This window comes from Burkholderia sp. Ac-20365 (genome assembly GCF_017104715.1).
Classification (GTDB): domain Bacteria; phylum Pseudomonadota; class Gammaproteobacteria; order Burkholderiales; family Burkholderiaceae; genus Paraburkholderia.
Map to the genome: position 1 here is coordinate 1 of NZ_JAAGPI010000045.1, position 16215 is coordinate 16215.

General features: G+C 63.2%; 11 protein-coding genes and 1 tRNA gene. 4 read left to right on the forward strand and 8 right to left on the reverse strand.

All coding sequences use genetic code 11. The features are described 5' to 3' along the window. The 3 genes from G3O01_RS39300 to G3O01_RS39310 all read right to left on the reverse strand — a co-directional run. Positions 1-4937 (reverse strand): polyketide synthase (locus G3O01_RS39300; RefSeq protein WP_205812863.1); only part of this gene is annotated, 4937 nt, incomplete at its 3' end. Between the two features lie 504 nt (positions 4938-5441). Further along, positions 5442-6152 carry a 4'-phosphopantetheinyl transferase superfamily protein gene (locus G3O01_RS39305; protein WP_205812871.1) on the reverse strand — a complete coding sequence of 237 codons (711 nt, stop codon included), beginning with the start codon at positions 6150-6152 and terminating at the stop codon, positions 5442-5444. A 490-nt stretch (positions 6153-6642) separates the two neighbouring features. Next, positions 6643-7377: a Crp/Fnr family transcriptional regulator gene (locus G3O01_RS39310; protein WP_205812873.1), complete on the reverse strand. Its 735-nt coding sequence runs from the start codon at positions 7375-7377 to the stop codon at positions 6643-6645. A 1639-nt stretch (positions 7378-9016) separates the two neighbouring features. Between G3O01_RS39310 and G3O01_RS39315 the strand changes: the two genes are divergently transcribed. From G3O01_RS39315 to lepB, 3 genes are all read left to right on the forward strand, one after another. Next, the gene (locus tag G3O01_RS39315; protein ID WP_205812930.1) at positions 9017-9730 is read left to right on the forward strand and encodes a FadR/GntR family transcriptional regulator; all 714 of its coding nucleotides are present in this window, start codon (positions 9017-9019) and stop codon (positions 9728-9730) included. 188 nt (positions 9731-9918) lie between these two features. Beyond that, positions 9919-10878, forward strand: a complete 960-nt coding sequence (locus G3O01_RS39320) for a Gfo/Idh/MocA family oxidoreductase (RefSeq protein ID WP_205812931.1) — start codon at positions 9919-9921, stop codon at positions 10876-10878. Between the two features lie 140 nt (positions 10879-11018). Next, positions 11019-11708 carry a signal peptidase I gene (lepB, locus tag G3O01_RS39325; RefSeq protein WP_205812932.1) on the forward strand — a complete coding sequence of 230 codons (690 nt, stop codon included), beginning with the start codon at positions 11019-11021 and terminating at the stop codon, positions 11706-11708. Between the two features lie 25 nt (positions 11709-11733). Here lepB and G3O01_RS39330 read toward each other — a convergent pair whose 3' ends face one another. The 5 genes from G3O01_RS39330 to G3O01_RS39350 all read right to left on the reverse strand — a co-directional run bounded on the left by G3O01_RS39330 (position 11734) and on the right by G3O01_RS39350 (position 15443). Next, the gene (locus tag G3O01_RS39330; RefSeq protein WP_205812875.1) at positions 11734-12768 is read right to left on the reverse strand and encodes a quinone-dependent dihydroorotate dehydrogenase; all 1035 of its coding nucleotides are present in this window, start codon (positions 12766-12768) and stop codon (positions 11734-11736) included. A 104-nt stretch (positions 12769-12872) separates the two neighbouring features. Continuing rightward, on the reverse strand, positions 12873-13700 hold the full coding sequence (locus G3O01_RS39335) for an arginyltransferase (protein ID WP_205812876.1): 828 nt from the start codon (positions 13698-13700) through the stop codon (positions 12873-12875). 149 nt (positions 13701-13849) lie between these two features. After that, entirely contained in the window at positions 13850-14587 is a 738-nt protein-coding gene (aat, locus tag G3O01_RS39340) for a leucyl/phenylalanyl-tRNA--protein transferase (protein WP_205812877.1), read from the reverse strand. Positions 14588-14606: 19 nt separating this feature from the next. Beyond that, a complete protein-coding gene (locus G3O01_RS39345; protein WP_205812878.1) occupies positions 14607-15152 on the reverse strand; it encodes an NUDIX hydrolase in 546 nt (181 codons plus the stop codon). A gap of 214 nt (positions 15153-15366) precedes the next feature. Next, positions 15367-15443, reverse strand: a tRNA-Met gene (locus tag G3O01_RS39350). Between the two features lie 271 nt (positions 15444-15714). Between G3O01_RS39350 and G3O01_RS39355 the strand changes: the two genes are divergently transcribed. Next, entirely contained in the window at positions 15715-16212 is a 498-nt protein-coding gene (locus tag G3O01_RS39355) for a heme-degrading domain-containing protein (RefSeq protein ID WP_205812879.1), read from the forward strand. Positions 16213-16215: the final 3 nt, after the last annotated feature.

Consider the following 16215-nt stretch of genomic DNA (forward strand, 5'->3'; position numbering starts at 1 on the left):
GCCGGCGCGGCGACGGCGACGGGCGCGGCTTCGGCGGGTGCCGGCGCGGCAGGCTGCGCCGGGTCGGGCGGCATGGTGCTGTCGAGGAACTGCGCGAGCGCTGGCAGCGTCGGATAGTCGCTCATGATCTGCCGGAAGCTGATCGTGACGTCAAAGCGGCGGCGCAGTTGCCGGGAGACCTGTCCCATGAACAACGAGTCGTAACCGAGATCCCAGAAAGTCACATCCGGATTGGAGGTGTCGGGCGCCTCGCCGGACAATTCGGCAAGAAGCGATGCCAGTTCGGCAATGAGACGCGGTTTGCGATCGATCTGTACGGTTTGGTCCATGGTGGTCTGAGTAGTAGTGGTTATGACATCGGGCGTGACAGGCGCGGCAATGACCGCGGCTTGCGTCGTGACGTTGCGTGAAGCGGCAGATGCAGGCGCGTCGATCCAGTGCCGTTCCGGCTCGAACGGATAGGTCGGCAGCGAAATGCGGCGGGCGGCCTGGCCCTGAACGGTTTTCCAGTCCGGCGCGACGCCGTTCAGCCACAGCCGACCGGTCGACTCGGCCAGCACGGAGAGCTCCTGGTCGCGCATGGCGAAATCGGGCAGGGAGGCAATCGCGCCCAGATGCCGGTCTCTCGGCAAGCCCTGCATGACGAAGGTCGACAGCGTCCGGCCTGGGCCGATTTCGAGCAGAAGCGGCTTGCTCTCGGCCGTCACCGTGAGCAACGCGTCGCTGAAGCGCACGACGTCACGGCAATGGCTGGCCCAGTAGCGTCCCCGCACCGGCTGATCCATCGCTGCCCACTGTCCGGTCACGGACGACACGTACGGGATCTTTGGCCGTGCGAACGAAAGGGTGTCCGCGAGCCGGGCAAGATCCTCGACGACGCCGGACATCATGCGCGAGTGAAACGCATGAGAGGTATGCAGCCGGCGATGGTCGATATCGCGCGCTTTCAGCGTGGCCTCGAAAGCCTCGATCGCCGCGAAGGGACCTGCCACGACGCTGAGCGACGGTGCGTTGACCGCGGCCAGATCGACGTCGTCGCCCAGCATGGGCATGAGATCGGCCTCCGACAGGCGTACGACCAGCATCGCGCCCGGCTCGGCCGACTGCATGAGCGCGCCGCGCTTCGCGATGAGATACAGCGCATCCTCGAAGGCGATCGCCTCGGCCACGCACGCGGCGACCAGTTCGCCGACGCTATGGCCGATCATCGCGGTCGGCTTGATGCCGCGCGAAATCCACAATTGCGCCAGCGCGTATTCGACGAGGAAGAGCGCAGGCTGCGCGTAGATCGTCGAACGGATGGGATGCGGGGTGTCGTCGCCTTCCGGCGCCTCGCTGAGCAGCAGCGTCCGGATATCGAGCCCGAGATGGGGCGCCAGCGCCTGCGCGCCCTTGTCGATCCACTGGCGAAAGACCGGCTCGCTGTGATAGAGCGCGTGTCCCATGCCCGGATACTGCGCGCCCTGGCCGGGAAACATGAAGACCACCGGAGGCGTGCCTTGCGGTGCCTGGGATTCGATCGCGCCTTTTTGCAGTTTGGCCTGCGCCTGATCGAGACTGTCGGCGATGATGACAGCCCGATGCGTGAAGTCGCGGCGACCCGTTTGCAGCGTCGCCGCCACGTCGGCGAGCGCAAGGTCGGGATTGGCCGCGAGATGCCCGGCGAGATTGGCCTTGGCGCGTTCGAGCGCAGATGCGCTCCTCGCCGAGAGCGGAAGTATCTGCAGTCCGTCGCGCGAGGTGTCTTGTGCCGCATCGGCTTCGGTACGGCAAGGCGCTTCTTCCAGCAGCACGTGGACGTTCGTACCGCCCACGCCGAACGAACTCACACCGGCGCGGCGCGGCGTCGAGCCATCGGTCCAGGGGCGCGCCGCGCCGTTGAAGAAGAACGGGCTGTTCGTCACGTCGATGCCCGGGTTCGGCGCGCGGAAATGCGTGAGCGGCGGCAAGGTCCGGTTGCGCAGTGCCAGCGCCGCCGAGATGAAACCCGTCACGCCAGCGGCCGCGTCGAGGTGTCCGACATTGGCCTTCGCCGAGCCGAGCGCGCAGAACTGGCCGCCTTCGACGCCGCCCAGACGGAATGCCTGCACGAGGCCCGCGAATTCGATTGGATCGCCGAGCGGCGTCGCCGTGCCATGCGCCTCGATATAGCCAATGGAAGCGGGGTCGATGCCCGCTTCGGCGTGCGCGATGGCAATCGCGCGGGCCTGCGCGTCGACGCTCGGCGCGGTGAAGCCGACCTTGTCGGAGCCGTCGTTGTTCATGCCGACGCCGCGCACCACCGCATAGATTGGGTCACCGTCTGCGATTGCGTCTTCGAGCCGTTTGAGCAGGACCACGCCCGCGCCGCTGCCGAACACCGTGCCTTTGGCATCGGCATCGAATGGACGGCACACGCCGTCGGCGGCGCCCATGCCGCCTTCTTCGTAGAAATAGCCGCGCTTTTGCGGGAACGTGATCGACACGCCGCCGGCCAGCGCCATGTCGCAGCGTCCCGCGCGAAGGTTTTCGACTGCGAGGCCGATCGCCGTCAGCGACGTCGAGCATGCGGTCTGCACGGAGATAGCAGGTCCCGTGAGGCCGAGCTTGTAGGCCGTGCGGGTGGCGACGAAATCGCCGGCGCCGACCAGCTTCTGATACTCGCCGATCTGGAACTGGCTCGTGAATTCGTCGATCACGCCACGATCGGACAGAACATGCTTGAGGAAGTAGGTGTTCATCGAGGTGCCGGCGAACACGCCGACGGCACCGGTGATTGCCGCCGGGTCATAGCCGGCGTCTTCGAACGCCTCCCAGGCGATCTCGAGAAACAGGCGCTGTTGCGGGTCGGTCAGCGCCGCCTCGCGAGCCAGCATGCCGAAAAAGCCGGCATCGAAACGGTCGACTTGCTGGAGTATCGGCCGCGCCTTCACATACCGTTCTTCTCGGCGCGTGCCGTCGTCGAAACTGTCTTCCAGTTCAGCCACGTCGAAATGCGTGATGCAGTCGCGCCCTTCGAGGATGTTGGCCCAGAACTCGCGGACATTGCGCGCGCCAGGAAACCGGCCTGACATGCCGACGACAGCGATAGCCCCGTCCTGCACGTCCCGGCGGCGCCGGATGGCGCCTTGCTGTGCCATGCCCAGGGCGTCATGCAGATGCGCGGCCAGCGCCTCGACATTGGGATGGCGGAACAGATCCACCAGCGCGACCTTGGCCGACACGTCGCGCGCGATGATCGCGTGCGCCCGCATCAGATCGAGCGAGCGCAGTCCGAGGTCGAAGAAGTTCGCGCGGCGATCGACGGGGTTGCCAAGCAGTCCCTCGAACACAGCCGCCAGCCTCGCAGCGAAGTCTTCGTCGACCGGCGCGGATTCGACGGCTGCCGCGACGGGCGTGTCGAGTCCCGCAAGCAGGGCTTTGCGGTCGATCTTGCCATTCGGCGTCAGCGGGAAGTCCGGCAGGACACGCAGTTCCGTCGGCACCATGTAGTCGGGCAGTGCTGCCTTCAGATGCGCGCGCAGCCCGTCGAGGTAGGCCGGGCTAGCCGCTGCAGCGGCGACATCGGCCTTGACGAAGCCGGCGATGGCCTTGCCCCTGCGACCCTCGAAGGCCGCCACGGCAGCATCGGCTGCACCGGGCGCCACACGCAATGCATGCTCGATCTCATCGAGTTCGATGCGCTTGCCCGCGATCTTGATCTGCCGGTCGTTGCGGCCCAGAAAATCGATGGCACCGTCCGGACGGCGGCGAACGAGGTCACCCGTGCGGTAGAGCTTGCCGCCAAGGGTGAAGACGTCGTCGATGAATTTTTCTGCCGTCAGTTCGGGGCGATTGAGGTAGCCGAGCGCAACGCCGTCGCCGCCCGTCACGAGTTCGCCGACTTCGCCATCGGCGACAGGCGCCAGCTTGTCGTCGAGAATGTAGACGCGCGTGCCCGCGATCGCGTCGCCGATGGGAATGGCGTCGCCGTTTGCCGATGCCGCGTTGTCGCGCGGAAGGCGGTAGCAGCAGGTGAATGTCGTGTTCTCGGTCGGCCCGTAGCCATTGATGATCTGCAGCGCGGGATGGGCCTCCATGACCTTGCGGATATGCACGGGCGACAGCACGTCGCCGCCCGTCAGCACTTCCTTCATCGGCGCGAAGGCTTCGAGCCGATAGTCGGCGAGCGCATTGAAGAGGCCGGCCGTAAACCACGCGCTCGTCACGCCGAATTGCGCGATTCCCGCGGCGATCGCGTCGAGCGAAGGCTGAACCTCGCTGATGATCGCGGCGCTGCCGCCATTGAGCAGCGGACCCCAGATCTCGAGCGTGCTTGCATCGAAGGCGAGCGGCGCGAGATTGAGAAAGCGCGTCTGCGGCGTCAGGTCGGTGAAGGTCTGCCCGTGCACCAGACGCAGAATCGCGCGGTGCGGGACGATCACGCCTTTGGGTTTGCCCGTCGAGCCGGACGTATACATGATGTAGGCCGCGTCGTCGCGACCTGCAGGATGCAGGGGCGCCCGATCGGCGGTTGCGGACGATGCCACGATGCCGGCCAGATCGATCCATGCGCCATTCAGGTCGCCCACGCTCGCGAGCGCGGATCCTTCCGCGATCATGAGCTTCGGCGCGCAGTCGGCCACGATGAAATCGAGCTGGGCTCGCGGGTAAGCCGGGTCGAGCGGCACGTAGACGGCGCCCACGCGCAGGATCGCCAGCATCAGCGCCAACGTGTCGCGGCTGCGCGGAACCATGATCGCGCAGCGTTCGCCGGGTTCGAGACCCAGGTTGCGCAGGACGGTTGCCATCCGGGACGAACGTTCGCCGAGGGCGGCATAACTCTCTTCACCCGTTGCATCGATCACAGCAAGATGACGGGCAAACTCCGCACATACGGCATCGAAGCGCGCTGCCACGCCAGGAACATGATCGGTCCCGCCCGGCAAGTTGCCTGGAAATCCATCTCTGTGTGACATTTGCCGCTCTCCAGTGATTTTGAAAGGCTGTGTGCAGGGCCACGCTTGCTGATTCGCGCACGGAAGGCGCACATAGGGGCCGGCTACAGCAGGCAAAAGCAGTACGGGGCGATGCGCGCCCGCCCCATGCCTTACGTACGAAATTTGCGGTTAGTGAAAGTTAAACTTCTGCGGAGTGCCTATCCGTACGCCGTCGCACACACTAACGACGCAACAACACATCGATCCCGCCAGTGTTCGGGGTCCCACAGTGCAGATGGCGCAATCGTTAAAATCCGGCGATGCCCACGCGTTTGTTGCGGCGGCGAAACACGGCGGGCGACGGGTGTCCCGGACCAGAAATTCACGAGTCGACGGCCGGTTTCCATGTTTAGCGTGGGATTCCTAATTGATACGTCGTCATTGTTGACGTCTGTGCAAAGCGCCGCACAGTTCCTGTCGGTTTTTGGCCGCCTGTGTGGCGTGTGCGTGCTGTTCGGCGGGGCGACGTTCTGACGCCGGGCATCAATGCATCTCGACGATCGACCAGTCCATGCGCCGCGCCGCGACCGCGCACGCACAACCGGGAACGCCAGACAGCGCGCGAATGCGCCAATGCGCCGCTTCGTGCGCATCGCCACCGACCAGACGCGGCGCCGTGTCGCCATGCACGGACAGGTCGAATTCGAAATGCGTGGGCGGCAGGATGAAGCCGGTGCCGAGTGCTTTCAGGCACGCCTCTTTGCGCGCCCAGCTTTCGAAGAACACGGTCTGTTGTTCCGCTTTGGCCACGGCAGCGTATTGGGCGCGTTCCTGCTGCGAGAACACTTCTAGCGGCAGGTTTTCTTCGATTACCCGGATACGCTCTACGTCGATGCCGATCTCGAAACCATTCGATATCGCGAGTGCCGCCGTATTTTCACTGTGACTGAGATTGAAGCAGGGCATCCAGTCATGAGGTTGGCGGGTGCAATGAGGCTTGCCGTCCGGACCATAGCCGATCGCGACTTCCGATGGCGATATCCCGAGGTAAGCGCCAAGCAGCCGTCTGAGTTCGCCGCGTCCCGCTACGAAGCGGCGCCGATGCAGATCGAAGCGGAATTTGCCGGCGCGCTCGCGTTCCTGCGTGCTGAGCGTGTTCCAGTAGCGCCCGATAGCGTCATCGCAGGCTTCGAGATCCCACTGCCAGACATGCACCTGGTGTGCAGCGGGCGGAGTCAGTAGAAAAGAAGACATGGCGCGTCTTGATTCGCGGGCGATGCACGTCGTGACTTTGCGGGAGCGTCATCGGAGACGATGCTGGATCATCGATGGTTGCATTCCCGTCCATACCGCGACAACCACACAACCCGAAATGAATCAGTTTTGTAACCCGACATCGCGATGATGTTGCGGACGCAACGTGTATCGCGCGATGGCGCGAGCGTCGACGGTTCGCCTGAATGAATCGCGTCGAACTTCATGCGTCGCGATCAGGTCGACGTTGCGTGACACGTTGAGGACGCAACGGTTCAGCAAGATGCGTGAGAGCAGGGAGCAGCAGTGCAGCGCACGAAGGCTTCGCGCAATGCGACAGTGCCTGCGTGGTCGCACGATAGCGTGCGCGCCGCATGCGACCGCCGGCATCACACGCTATCTTTGCACAGCACGACTTGAAGCTGTGGCGTGCGAACCGGCGTGCTGCGTGCGGCCGGTGAGGCCGCCGACACCATGCCCGGCGCGCACCTTAGCTCACCGTCTCGGCTTCACGCAGACGCGGCAGCAGGCGGTCGAACTCGCGCTTCACGAGCCCGTAGCATTCGCATGCGCGCGCTTCGAGACCCTTGCGGTCGAGCACGCGGATGTGTCCGCGGCTGTGGTGGATCAGACCGTCGTTGTGCAGCTTGCCTGCCGCTTCCGTGATGCCTTCGCGGCGCACGCCGAGCATGTCGGCGATCAGCTGTTGCGTGACGGACAGTTCATCCGATGCGACGCGATCCACTTCGATCAGAAGCCACCGGCACAGTTGCTTGTTCAGCGAATGGTGACGGTTGCAGGCTGCCGTTTGTGCGACCTGCGTGAGCAGGGCGTGCATGTAGAGCAGCATCAGGCGGCGCAGAAAATCGGAGCGCGCGAACTGCTGGCGCAGCGCCTGTGCCGTCATCCGGTAGGCGAAGCCCGAGCACTGCACCTGCACGCGGTTCGGCATGGTTTCGCCGCCCGTCAGCACGGGCACGCCCGTCATGCCTTCGCGGCCCACGGCGGCGATTTCCACGGAGCCGCCGTCTTCCATCGTCGAGAGCATCGAGATGATGGCTGTCGTGGGGAAGTAGACGTGGTGAATACGTTGTCCCGAATCGCACAGCAACTGCTCCGTGCGCAGATGTACGAGTTCGAGGTGGGGGGCAATGGCTTGCCACTCGTGAGAAGGCAATGCGCCGAGCAAATGATTGCCGTGCAGGTCTGATTGAAGCGTTAGCATGATCGGTCCTCGCATGAAGCCGTGCGCTGCACGACCCCTTGTCTTTTTAACCCGGCGCTGTTCGCTCTCGATGCCTGCCGCCTGGCTCGCGGCGAGATTCGTACAGACCGGCCCCGTCAACCCGCCGTCGATGCGATTGTTTTGACTGTCTGCATCGAGGCTGGCTTTCACCACGCCGAGCATTTAGCGAGGACTGTGCCAATCGACGCGAAAATGAGCACTGGTGCGGCGCAGCGTGGGGATGACCACCAACAGGTCATATCAAAACGCGTCGATTTGTTTCAAATCTGCACAACGGGTTTTGGCGGCCGATTCGAGAATTTGTCTTAACTTACCTAAGCTAACTCGCTGATTTATCTGGATTTGAAAATAATCGCCCGCACGCGATCGACGCGTTATCAAGCTTGAAACACGGGCGAAACGCCCACCAAAGAGCGATTCCGGACTGAACGCGATTTGATTCAGATGTGTTCCATCGATTTCGTGCGTTTGCGCACCGAACGCCGATTTTTAAACGGCATGCAGCGCCGCGAAATCCGATTGTGTCGTACGAATACCGACGACCGTTGCGCGAGTGTTGGCGCGCATCCGCTATTTGTCAGTTGGAAACGCGGCGCCCATCCAGTGGGCCGCGCAAACGTTTTTCATGAATGTCGCCTGCGTGGTGACGATCGCGTGGGTTGTCCCATCGGATCGTCAGGGGCGCCCGGTATGAGGCCTGACGCACGCAACCGTCGTCATGCTGCATGGCCGCGTCGAATCAGGTCAGGTGAAATGGTTTGGGAGCCGTCGCACGGCGCACGTCATTCAGTTAGCGGGCGATTGCGATCCGGTAGCGCCGCGTCCGGTTTGTCTCATTGATGAGATACCGGATGCGCGCCGGCCTGGGCGATAACCGCTGCCCGTTCAGTCCGCGCAAACGTTCGACCGCATCGTCGATGCCAAAGCGCCTTGAAAGTGTGGGTCCACGTACAGAGCAACGCGCAAAAGATCGGTTCAATGGCGCTCAAGCATGCGATCCATGTGAACAATCTCGAAGCGAGTTCGCGCGATATCACGTGTAGACGCGCGGATGAGCGGCAGTGCGTAGTCTGATGAACCGGTGGTGTCGTCGTGATGTTTCGAAAACGCACGTGAATTTTGCCGGTGTAGTGACGATCCAAAGCGTGACGATCCAAAGCGCGACGATCGAAAGCAGTCAGTAACGACCTGTTGTCATGAGGCGATCGAATACTGGAGAGGAAGTGTGTTGTACGCCCAGTTAGTGGAGCAGATGGATCAGTCGGGTAGAAGCGGTGAGAGACGATTCGCCCGTCGATTTGCATGCGGACTGCTAAATGATTCGATTGGTAACAAACGTAACGAATGTAACCGCAAGAGCTTGCCGGACCTGTGTGTGCAGTACTTTCGATGCAATTTTTCCCCATTGCGCAGACCTGTTGCGATGTGCGTCAAACTTCGCTTCACGACGCGTTACACGAAAGAAACAATTGTTCGGAGGGATTACCCTGTCGAGTAATTTCCCGACTGGCGAATCCACATAAAGCGAAGCAACGTACTGTTCACTAATAAAAAATGACACGAGGGCACGTGATCAACATTCATCGCAGGCGAAAACGCCGCATCGGGGAGAAGGATGATGGAACAAACCAATAAAGAACGTTCCTTGGTCAGCAAGGTCATGGATGGACTTGTTACCGGGATCGTCGAAGAAAAGTATGGTGCGGTCTTACCGCCGCAAGACGTATTGTCGAAGGAATTCGACGTTAGCCGTACGGTGATGCGCGAGGCGCTGTCGATGCTGCTCGCGCGGCACATGCTCGACGTGCGGCCGAAGATCGGTACACGCATCAGGCCGATGCACGACTGGCGCATGATCGACGAGGACGTCGTGAACTGGCGCTTTCGCGCGAAGCCCGATCCCACGTTCCTGCGCGACGTGATCGAGTTTCGTGTGCTGATCGAACCGCGCGCTGCCGCGCAGGCAGCCACGCGCGGTAACGCCTCGGACATCGCTGCGATCCGCGATGCGTTCGAGGCTTTCCGCAACAGTCCGCCCGGCGAACCTGGCCATCAGACTGCGGATGAAGCGCTGCATACGCGCATCGTGGTGGCGAGCGGCAACCAGTTTTTCCAGCAGATGGCAGCCATCATTCGCGGCGCGCTATCGGCGTTGAAGCCGCTGGTCGATCTGCCCGCGGGCGCGTGGGATGAAACGGTGCAGCTGTACGCGCGCGTGGTCGAGGCGATCGAGCGGCGCGATCCGAAGGAAGCGGAAGCCGGGGCGATTGCGCTGATCGATTTTTCGATGAGCCGCATGAGTGCCGCGGTGCCCGATGCACCGGCAGGTTAGACGCAAGGATTTCGCCAGGTTGCGGGAAGGTCATCCGGCGAAGTGATACGCGACATTTGCGACAATGTCGGCTGTCACTGACTGGACAGACAGGATTCTTGCGACCGATGGATGACAAGGCAACTCAAGTAGCAACCCGCGCAGCAGCGCACAACCCTTTCGGGGACCCTTTCGGGGACCATGCAGCGATACGTTGGGGCATCGTTGGCACAGGCCGCATCGCCCATCGTTTTGCGCAGAGCCTCGCGCATGTCCCGCACGCGCGCCTCACGGCCGTGTGGTCCCGTCGCCGCGCGCCCGCTGAAACGTTTGCGCAGCAACATGGCGCACAGGCAGCCGATTCCTTCGACGCACTCCTTCAAAGCGGCATCGACGCGATCTATATCGCGACCATGCAGGACAGCCACGCGCATTACGCGTGCGCGGCGCTCGAAGCCGGTATTCACGTGCTGTGCGAAAAGCCCGCGACGGTCAACGCGGCGCAACTCGATCGCGTGATCGACAGTGCGCGCGCGTCGCAGCGGCTCTTCATGGAAGCGATGAAGCCGCCGTTCTATCCGCTGTACCAGAAGCTGCGCGCCCATCTCGCCGACGATCCCATCGGCGATATCGGTCTCGTGCGCGCCGGTTGTTCGGTGCCGGGCGTGCCCGACGATCATCCGTCGCTGTCGTTCGAGCAGGCGGGCGGGGCGCTGCTCGATATCGGCATCTACGAGATGTTCCTCGCCGTCGACTGGCTCGGCGCACCGCTCGACGTGCAGACGTTGGGACGCCTCGGGCCGACGGGCGTCGATACCTTCGCGAGTCTCAATAGCCAGCACGAGAAGGGCATCGCGCAGCTTTTTTGCGGGCTCGATCTGTTCGGCAAGGGCGATGCGTTCATCGCGGGCACGCAGGGCAACATCACGATTCACGAGAACTGGTGGAACCCCGCGCGCGCGACGGTGCGCTACGTGGATGGACGCGTGGTCGAGCTCGAAGCGCCGTTCGGAGGCGGTGGCCTGAACTACGAGACCGAGCATTTCTGCGATCTGATCCGCAGCGGCGCGCTCGAAAGCCCGGTGATGACACACGCGAAGTCGCGCCAGATGATCGAGATGGCCGATGCGGCGCGCGCAGCGCTCGGGCTGCGGTTTCCTTGCGAATGAACATGCGGGGCGGGAGCGCGCGGTGATAGGATCGACGCGGGCCGGTTTTCTGTCTGAAAAGAGCGCCGGCCGCGATCGTTCTTTTGTGTTTTCAAGCCTGTTTTGAAGCCTGTTTTAAGCCGTTTGCAAGGAGCGCAATGATGCGCATGCTGGCCCGACTGTGGCGCGAGTACAAGAGTCTCGTCGCGTTTATTGTCCTGATGGTGCTGTTTCGAAGCGCGATCGCCGACTGGAATGTCGTACCGAGCGGCTCGATGCTGCCGACCATCCGCGAGGGCGACCGCATTCTCGTCGACAAGATGGCCTACGATCTGCGCATTCCTCTGACCCATGTCGCGATCGCGCATCTGCATGATCCGCAACGCGGCGACATCGTGACGATCGATTCATCGGCCGCGCATGAACTGATCGTGAAGCGCCTGATCGGCCTGCCGGGCGATATCGTCGCAATGCGTGACAACGTGCTGTATGTGAATGGCGCACGCGCGAGCTATCAGCCGCTGGGGCTCGCGCCATTGCCTGGCGACGCCGCTTCACCCGGCGACTATCTGACGGAGCGTTTTGCTGGCGTTGCGCATGTGGTGCGGCTGTCGGAAGTCGCGCCGAGCCCGCGCCGCTCGTTCGGGCCGGTCACGGTGCCGGCAGGCGAGTATCTGATGCTCGGCGACAATCGCGATGACAGCGCGGATTCGCGCTACTTCGGTTTCTTTCCGCGTGAGGAACTGATGGGCCGCACGCGCCGCGTCGCGTTTTCGCTCGACCCGGATCATTACTACAAGCCGCGTTTCGACCGCTTCGGCACGCGGCTCGATGCGGTGGCGGCGCGCTGACAGGCACGCGCCGCTAGCGCTTTCGTCAGGCTGCGCGCCCGGCAAGCGCCTGCGCGCATTCGGCGACGAGGGCCGGGCCGCGATAGATGAAACCCGTGTAAAGCTGCACGAGCGATGCGCCTGCATCGAGTTTGGCCTTCGCGTCCGCACCCGAGAAAATCCCGCCCACGCCGATGATCGGCACATCGCCGCCGACTTCCGCGCGCAGCTTGCGGATCACTTCATTCGATGCATCGAACACCGGGCGTCCCGACAGGCCGCCCGCTTCGTCGGCGTGCGGCAGGCCTTGCACGGCGGTACGCGAGAGCGTCGTATTGGTCGCGATCACGCCTTCGAACTTGTGGCGCAGCAGGGTATCGGCAATCGACTTCACCTGTTCGTCGTCGAGATCGGGCGCGATCTTCAGCGCGAGCGGCACGAGCTTGCCGTGCAGATCGGCGAGACGCTGCTGCTTGTCCTTCAGCGCGGCGAGCAGCGCGTCGAGTTCGCCCGCGCCTTGCAACTGGCGCAGGTTCTTCGTGTTCGGCGACGAGATGTTGACGGTTACGTAGCTCGCGAACGGATAGACGCGCTCGAGGCAGAAGAGGTAATCGTCGGCGGCGCGTTCGATCGGCGTATCGGCGTTCTTGCCGATGTTCAGCCCGAGCGTGCCGCGATAGCGCGCGGCCTGGACGTTCTTCACGAACTGCTCGACGCCCATGTTGTTGAAGCCCATCCGGTTGATCACCGCGTTCGCCTGCGGCAGGCGGAACATGCGCGGGCGCGGATTGCCCGGCTGCGCGCGCGGCGTCACCGTGCCGACTTCGATAAAGCCGAAGCCGAGCGCAGCCAGCCCGTCGATACACGCGCCATCCTTGTCGAGACCGGCCGCGAGACCGACCGGGTTCCGGAACGTCAGGCCCATCACGGTGCGCGGCGAATCGGGCACGTGCGGCGCGAGCGCGCCTGCGATACCGGCGCGGCCGGCGGCACCGAGCATGCGCAGGGTGAGATGGTGGGCGTCTTCCGCGTCCATGCGGAAGAGTTGGGCGCGTACGAGCGGATAAAGGGAACTGAACACGGCGGGGCGCCTGGCGGCTGAAAAATGGGAACCCGCTATTTTAACGGGTCGGCGCGCCCGCCATCGACGTTTCGGTTTTCGCGCGCTTCGCGCAGCGCAGAAGCTCAGCCGCGGATACGGATGCCGGACTTCGCGGCATCGACGGGAGACAGTTCCGGCGCGGCGGGATCGAGCACTTTCCATGTGCCGTCGAACAGGCCTTCGAGCGGCGTGAAATTGGCCTTGTACGCCATTTTCGGACTTTCGCGGATCCAGTAGCCGAGATACACGTGCGGCAGCTTCAGGCTGCGCGCCTGTTCGATCTGCCAGAGGATGTTGTAGGTGCCGAAGCTGGTGTGCGGCAGGTCGGGATCGAAGAACGTGTACACCGACGACAGCCCGTCGCCGAGGATGTCGATCATGCTGACCATGCGCAGCGTGCCGGGCATGTCGGGATGACCCGCATAGCCGGGATTGGCCGGCTCGCGGAATTCGACGAGGCGCGAATTGATCCGGCTTTGCAGCAGAAACTGTTCGTACTGGTCGCGGCTGTCGCGGTCCATGCCGCCGCCCGCGTGACGCGCCGATTGGTAGCGCATATAGAGCGCGTAATGCTCTTCGTCGTAATGCAGGGGTGCGACGGTCGCGATCAGGTTGCCGTGCCGCTTCCACACGCGCCGCTGCGTGCGGTTAGGTGTGAAGCGTTCGACGGGCACGCGCACGGGCACGCACGCGCGGCAGCCGTCGCAATACGGTCGGTACGTGAACACGCCCGAGCGGCGAAAGCCCGCGCGCACGAGTTCGGTGTAGACGTCGGAGTTGATCAGATGGCTGGGCGTCGCAACCTGCGAGCGCGCGACGCGCCCTTCCAGATAACTGCAAGGGTAAGGCGCTGTTGCATAGAATTGCAGCGCCGAAAGCGGTGAAAGCGGCAGCTCATTGGGGTGAGTCACGTTGGCAGCTCTCGAAGCGTTTCTGGTTTTGCCAGTCCGGCGCGCTGCTGGCTCGTTGCTGAACGGTAGCTTGCAGCGTGCCCGACGGACACGTCATTGGCGATTGTCGCTGATCGCGCGGCGGCTCCGGTCCTCGACCGCCTTGCGCATCATTGCGCCGGCGCAAAAAGATCGCGCAGGACGGTTTTGTCGAACGACCAGGGGATCGGCGCCGCATCCACGCACGCGCGCACATGCGCGACGAACGCCTTGCGCGCGATCTCGCGGCCGCCCAGCGACGCCAGATGCGACGTGTTCTGCTGGCAGTCTATCATTTCTATTTCGTGACGTCGCAAGTGAAAGACGAGCGCGGAGAGCGCAATTTTCGACGCATCGGTGGCGTTCGCAAACATCGATTCGCCGAAGAACATCTTGCCGAACGACACGCCATACAATCCGCCGACACGCTTGCCCTCATGCCAGGTTTCGATGCTGTGCGCTTCGCCGCGCCGGTGCAGCGCGGTGTAGGCATCGATGACGTCGGAGGTGATCCACGTGCCGCGCTGGCCATGCCGCGGCGCGAGCGCGCAGGCGCGCATCACAGCGGGGAAGTCGGCGTCGACGCGGATTTCCCATGCGTCGTCGCGCAAGACGCGCTTGAGCGTCTTTTTAAGCGAAGGCGAAATCTTGAACTCGCTCGGGCGCAGCACCATGCGCGGATCGGGCGTCCACCAGAGTACGGGCTGACCGTCCGAGTACCACGGAAAGATGCCGCGCCGGTACGCATCGATCAGACGCGACGGCAGCAGGTCGGCGCTTGCCGCGAGCAGGCCGGGCGCGCCGCTCGCTGCGGACAGCGCGCGCTCGACAGGCGGAAAGGGATCGTCGGGGCCTAGCCAGGGGACCATGCGACAGCTGTCGGTAGCGTCAGCCGTCGCGCAGCGAGCGGAAAATATCGCCCGTGTGCAGGCCGTAGTTGCCCGACGCGCGGTCGGTGAAGAAGAAGCGCAAGGTCTGCGCGACGGTCGGGAACGCGATGTCGTCCCACGGAATTTCATGTTCTTCGAACAGGCGCACCTCGAGACTCTCTTCGCCCGCTTCGACGTCGAGATCGAGCAGCCGCGCCAGATAGAACAGATGCACCTGATGCACGTGCGGCACATTCAGCAGCGTGTACAGATTCTGCACTTCGACGCGCGCGCCGGCTTCCTCAAGCGTCTCGCGCGCAGCGGCCTCCGAGGTCGTCTCGCCCATTTCCATGAAGCCTGCGGGCAGCGTCCAGTAGCCGTAACGCGGTTCGATCGCGCGACGGCACAGCAGCACCTTGTCGTCCCAGACGGGAACGGTGCCGACCACGTTGCGTGGATTCTGATAGTGCACGGTGCCGCAGCTCGCGCAGACGAAGCGCTCCCGGTTGTCGCCGGGCGGAATGCTCAGGCTCACTGCGTGGCCGCAGACGGAACAGAATTTCATAGGGAGGGGATGGGAAACGGTGATGGGAGTGTATCACCGGGGCGCGGGTTGACGATGACGCGTACGGACCTCGTGACATGGCGTGCGTCTGTCGAGCATGTGGTCGCTTCATGTCGAAGCGGGCATGGAGCCACAAAACAAAAAACCCGCCATTGGCGGGTTTGATGATACGACGGCACTTATGACACTTTTGGAGCCTATGACCAGTGAGTACTGGTTGCGGGGGTAGGATTTGAACCTACGACCTTCGGGTTATGAGCCCGACGAGCTGCCAGACTGCTCCACCCCGCGTCCGTCGAAGAAAAGAGTATAGGGCAAACGCATGCTCGATGCAATCAGTTTTTAAGAATCGACATGAAAGTGTAGAAAACGACGGCGATCTGGCTTGCCGCGACAGGCGCATCGAGTGCGCGTCGAAGGCACGCATTCCTGTGAGAGCATGGTCCTGTAGCGCGCAACACGTGCGCTAGAATCGCCGTTCTTCCGCGCCGCATGAAGCTACGTGTCACCCGTGCATCAAGCGAAGCGCGGCACACATCCATCCTTGCTATCTCGACACGCCATGGACATCGCTCACGATTTGCAGTCGATCGCTGCGCAGGAACACACGCTTGTCTTCCCCCATTTCGATGCCGACATCGCGTGGCAACTCGGTGCCTGGCTGCATGAGATCGCCAAAGCGCGCGGCCTTGCACTCGCCATCGACATCCGCACCTTCGGGCAGCCGATGTTCTTCTCATTGCTCGAAGGCGCGACGCCCGACAACGTCAACTGGGCGCGTCGCAAGGGCAACACGGTTGCGCATTTCCAGTGCAGTTCTTATGCAGTCGGTTTGAAGCTGCAGCAGTCGAATGGCACGCTCGCCGACAAGCACGCACTCTCCGCCGCCGATTACGCGTCGCACGGCGGCGCATTTCCTTTGAAGGTGAAGGGCGTGGGCGTGATTGGCTCGGTGACGGTGTCGGGGTTGCCGCAGCGCGCGGATCACGAACTCGTCGTCGAAGCACTGTGCGCGCATCTCGGTCACGACTACAGCAAGCTCGCGCTTGCGAAGGCTTGATGC

Excerpts from the sequence above, each read along its gene's own strand:
- G3O01_RS39305 (WP_205812871.1), bottom strand. The coding sequence starts at position 6,152 with ATGTCTTCTTTTCTACTGACTCCGCCCGCTGCACACCAGGTGCATGTC.
- G3O01_RS39310 (WP_205812873.1), bottom strand. The coding sequence starts at position 7,377 with ATGCTAACGCTTCAATCAGACCTGCACGGCAATCATTTGCTCGGCGCA.
- G3O01_RS39315 (WP_205812930.1), top strand. The coding sequence starts at position 9,017 with ATGGAACAAACCAATAAAGAACGTTCCTTGGTCAGCAAGGTCATGGAT.
- lepB (WP_205812932.1), top strand. The coding sequence starts at position 11,019 with ATGCGCATGCTGGCCCGACTGTGGCGCGAGTACAAGAGTCTCGTCGCG.
- aat (WP_205812877.1), bottom strand. The coding sequence starts at position 14,587 with ATGGTCCCCTGGCTAGGCCCCGACGATCCCTTTCCGCCTGTCGAGCGC.
- G3O01_RS39345 (WP_205812878.1), bottom strand. The coding sequence starts at position 15,152 with ATGAAATTCTGTTCCGTCTGCGGCCACGCAGTGAGCCTGAGCATTCCG.
- G3O01_RS39355 (WP_205812879.1), top strand. The coding sequence starts at position 15,715 with ATGGACATCGCTCACGATTTGCAGTCGATCGCTGCGCAGGAACACACG.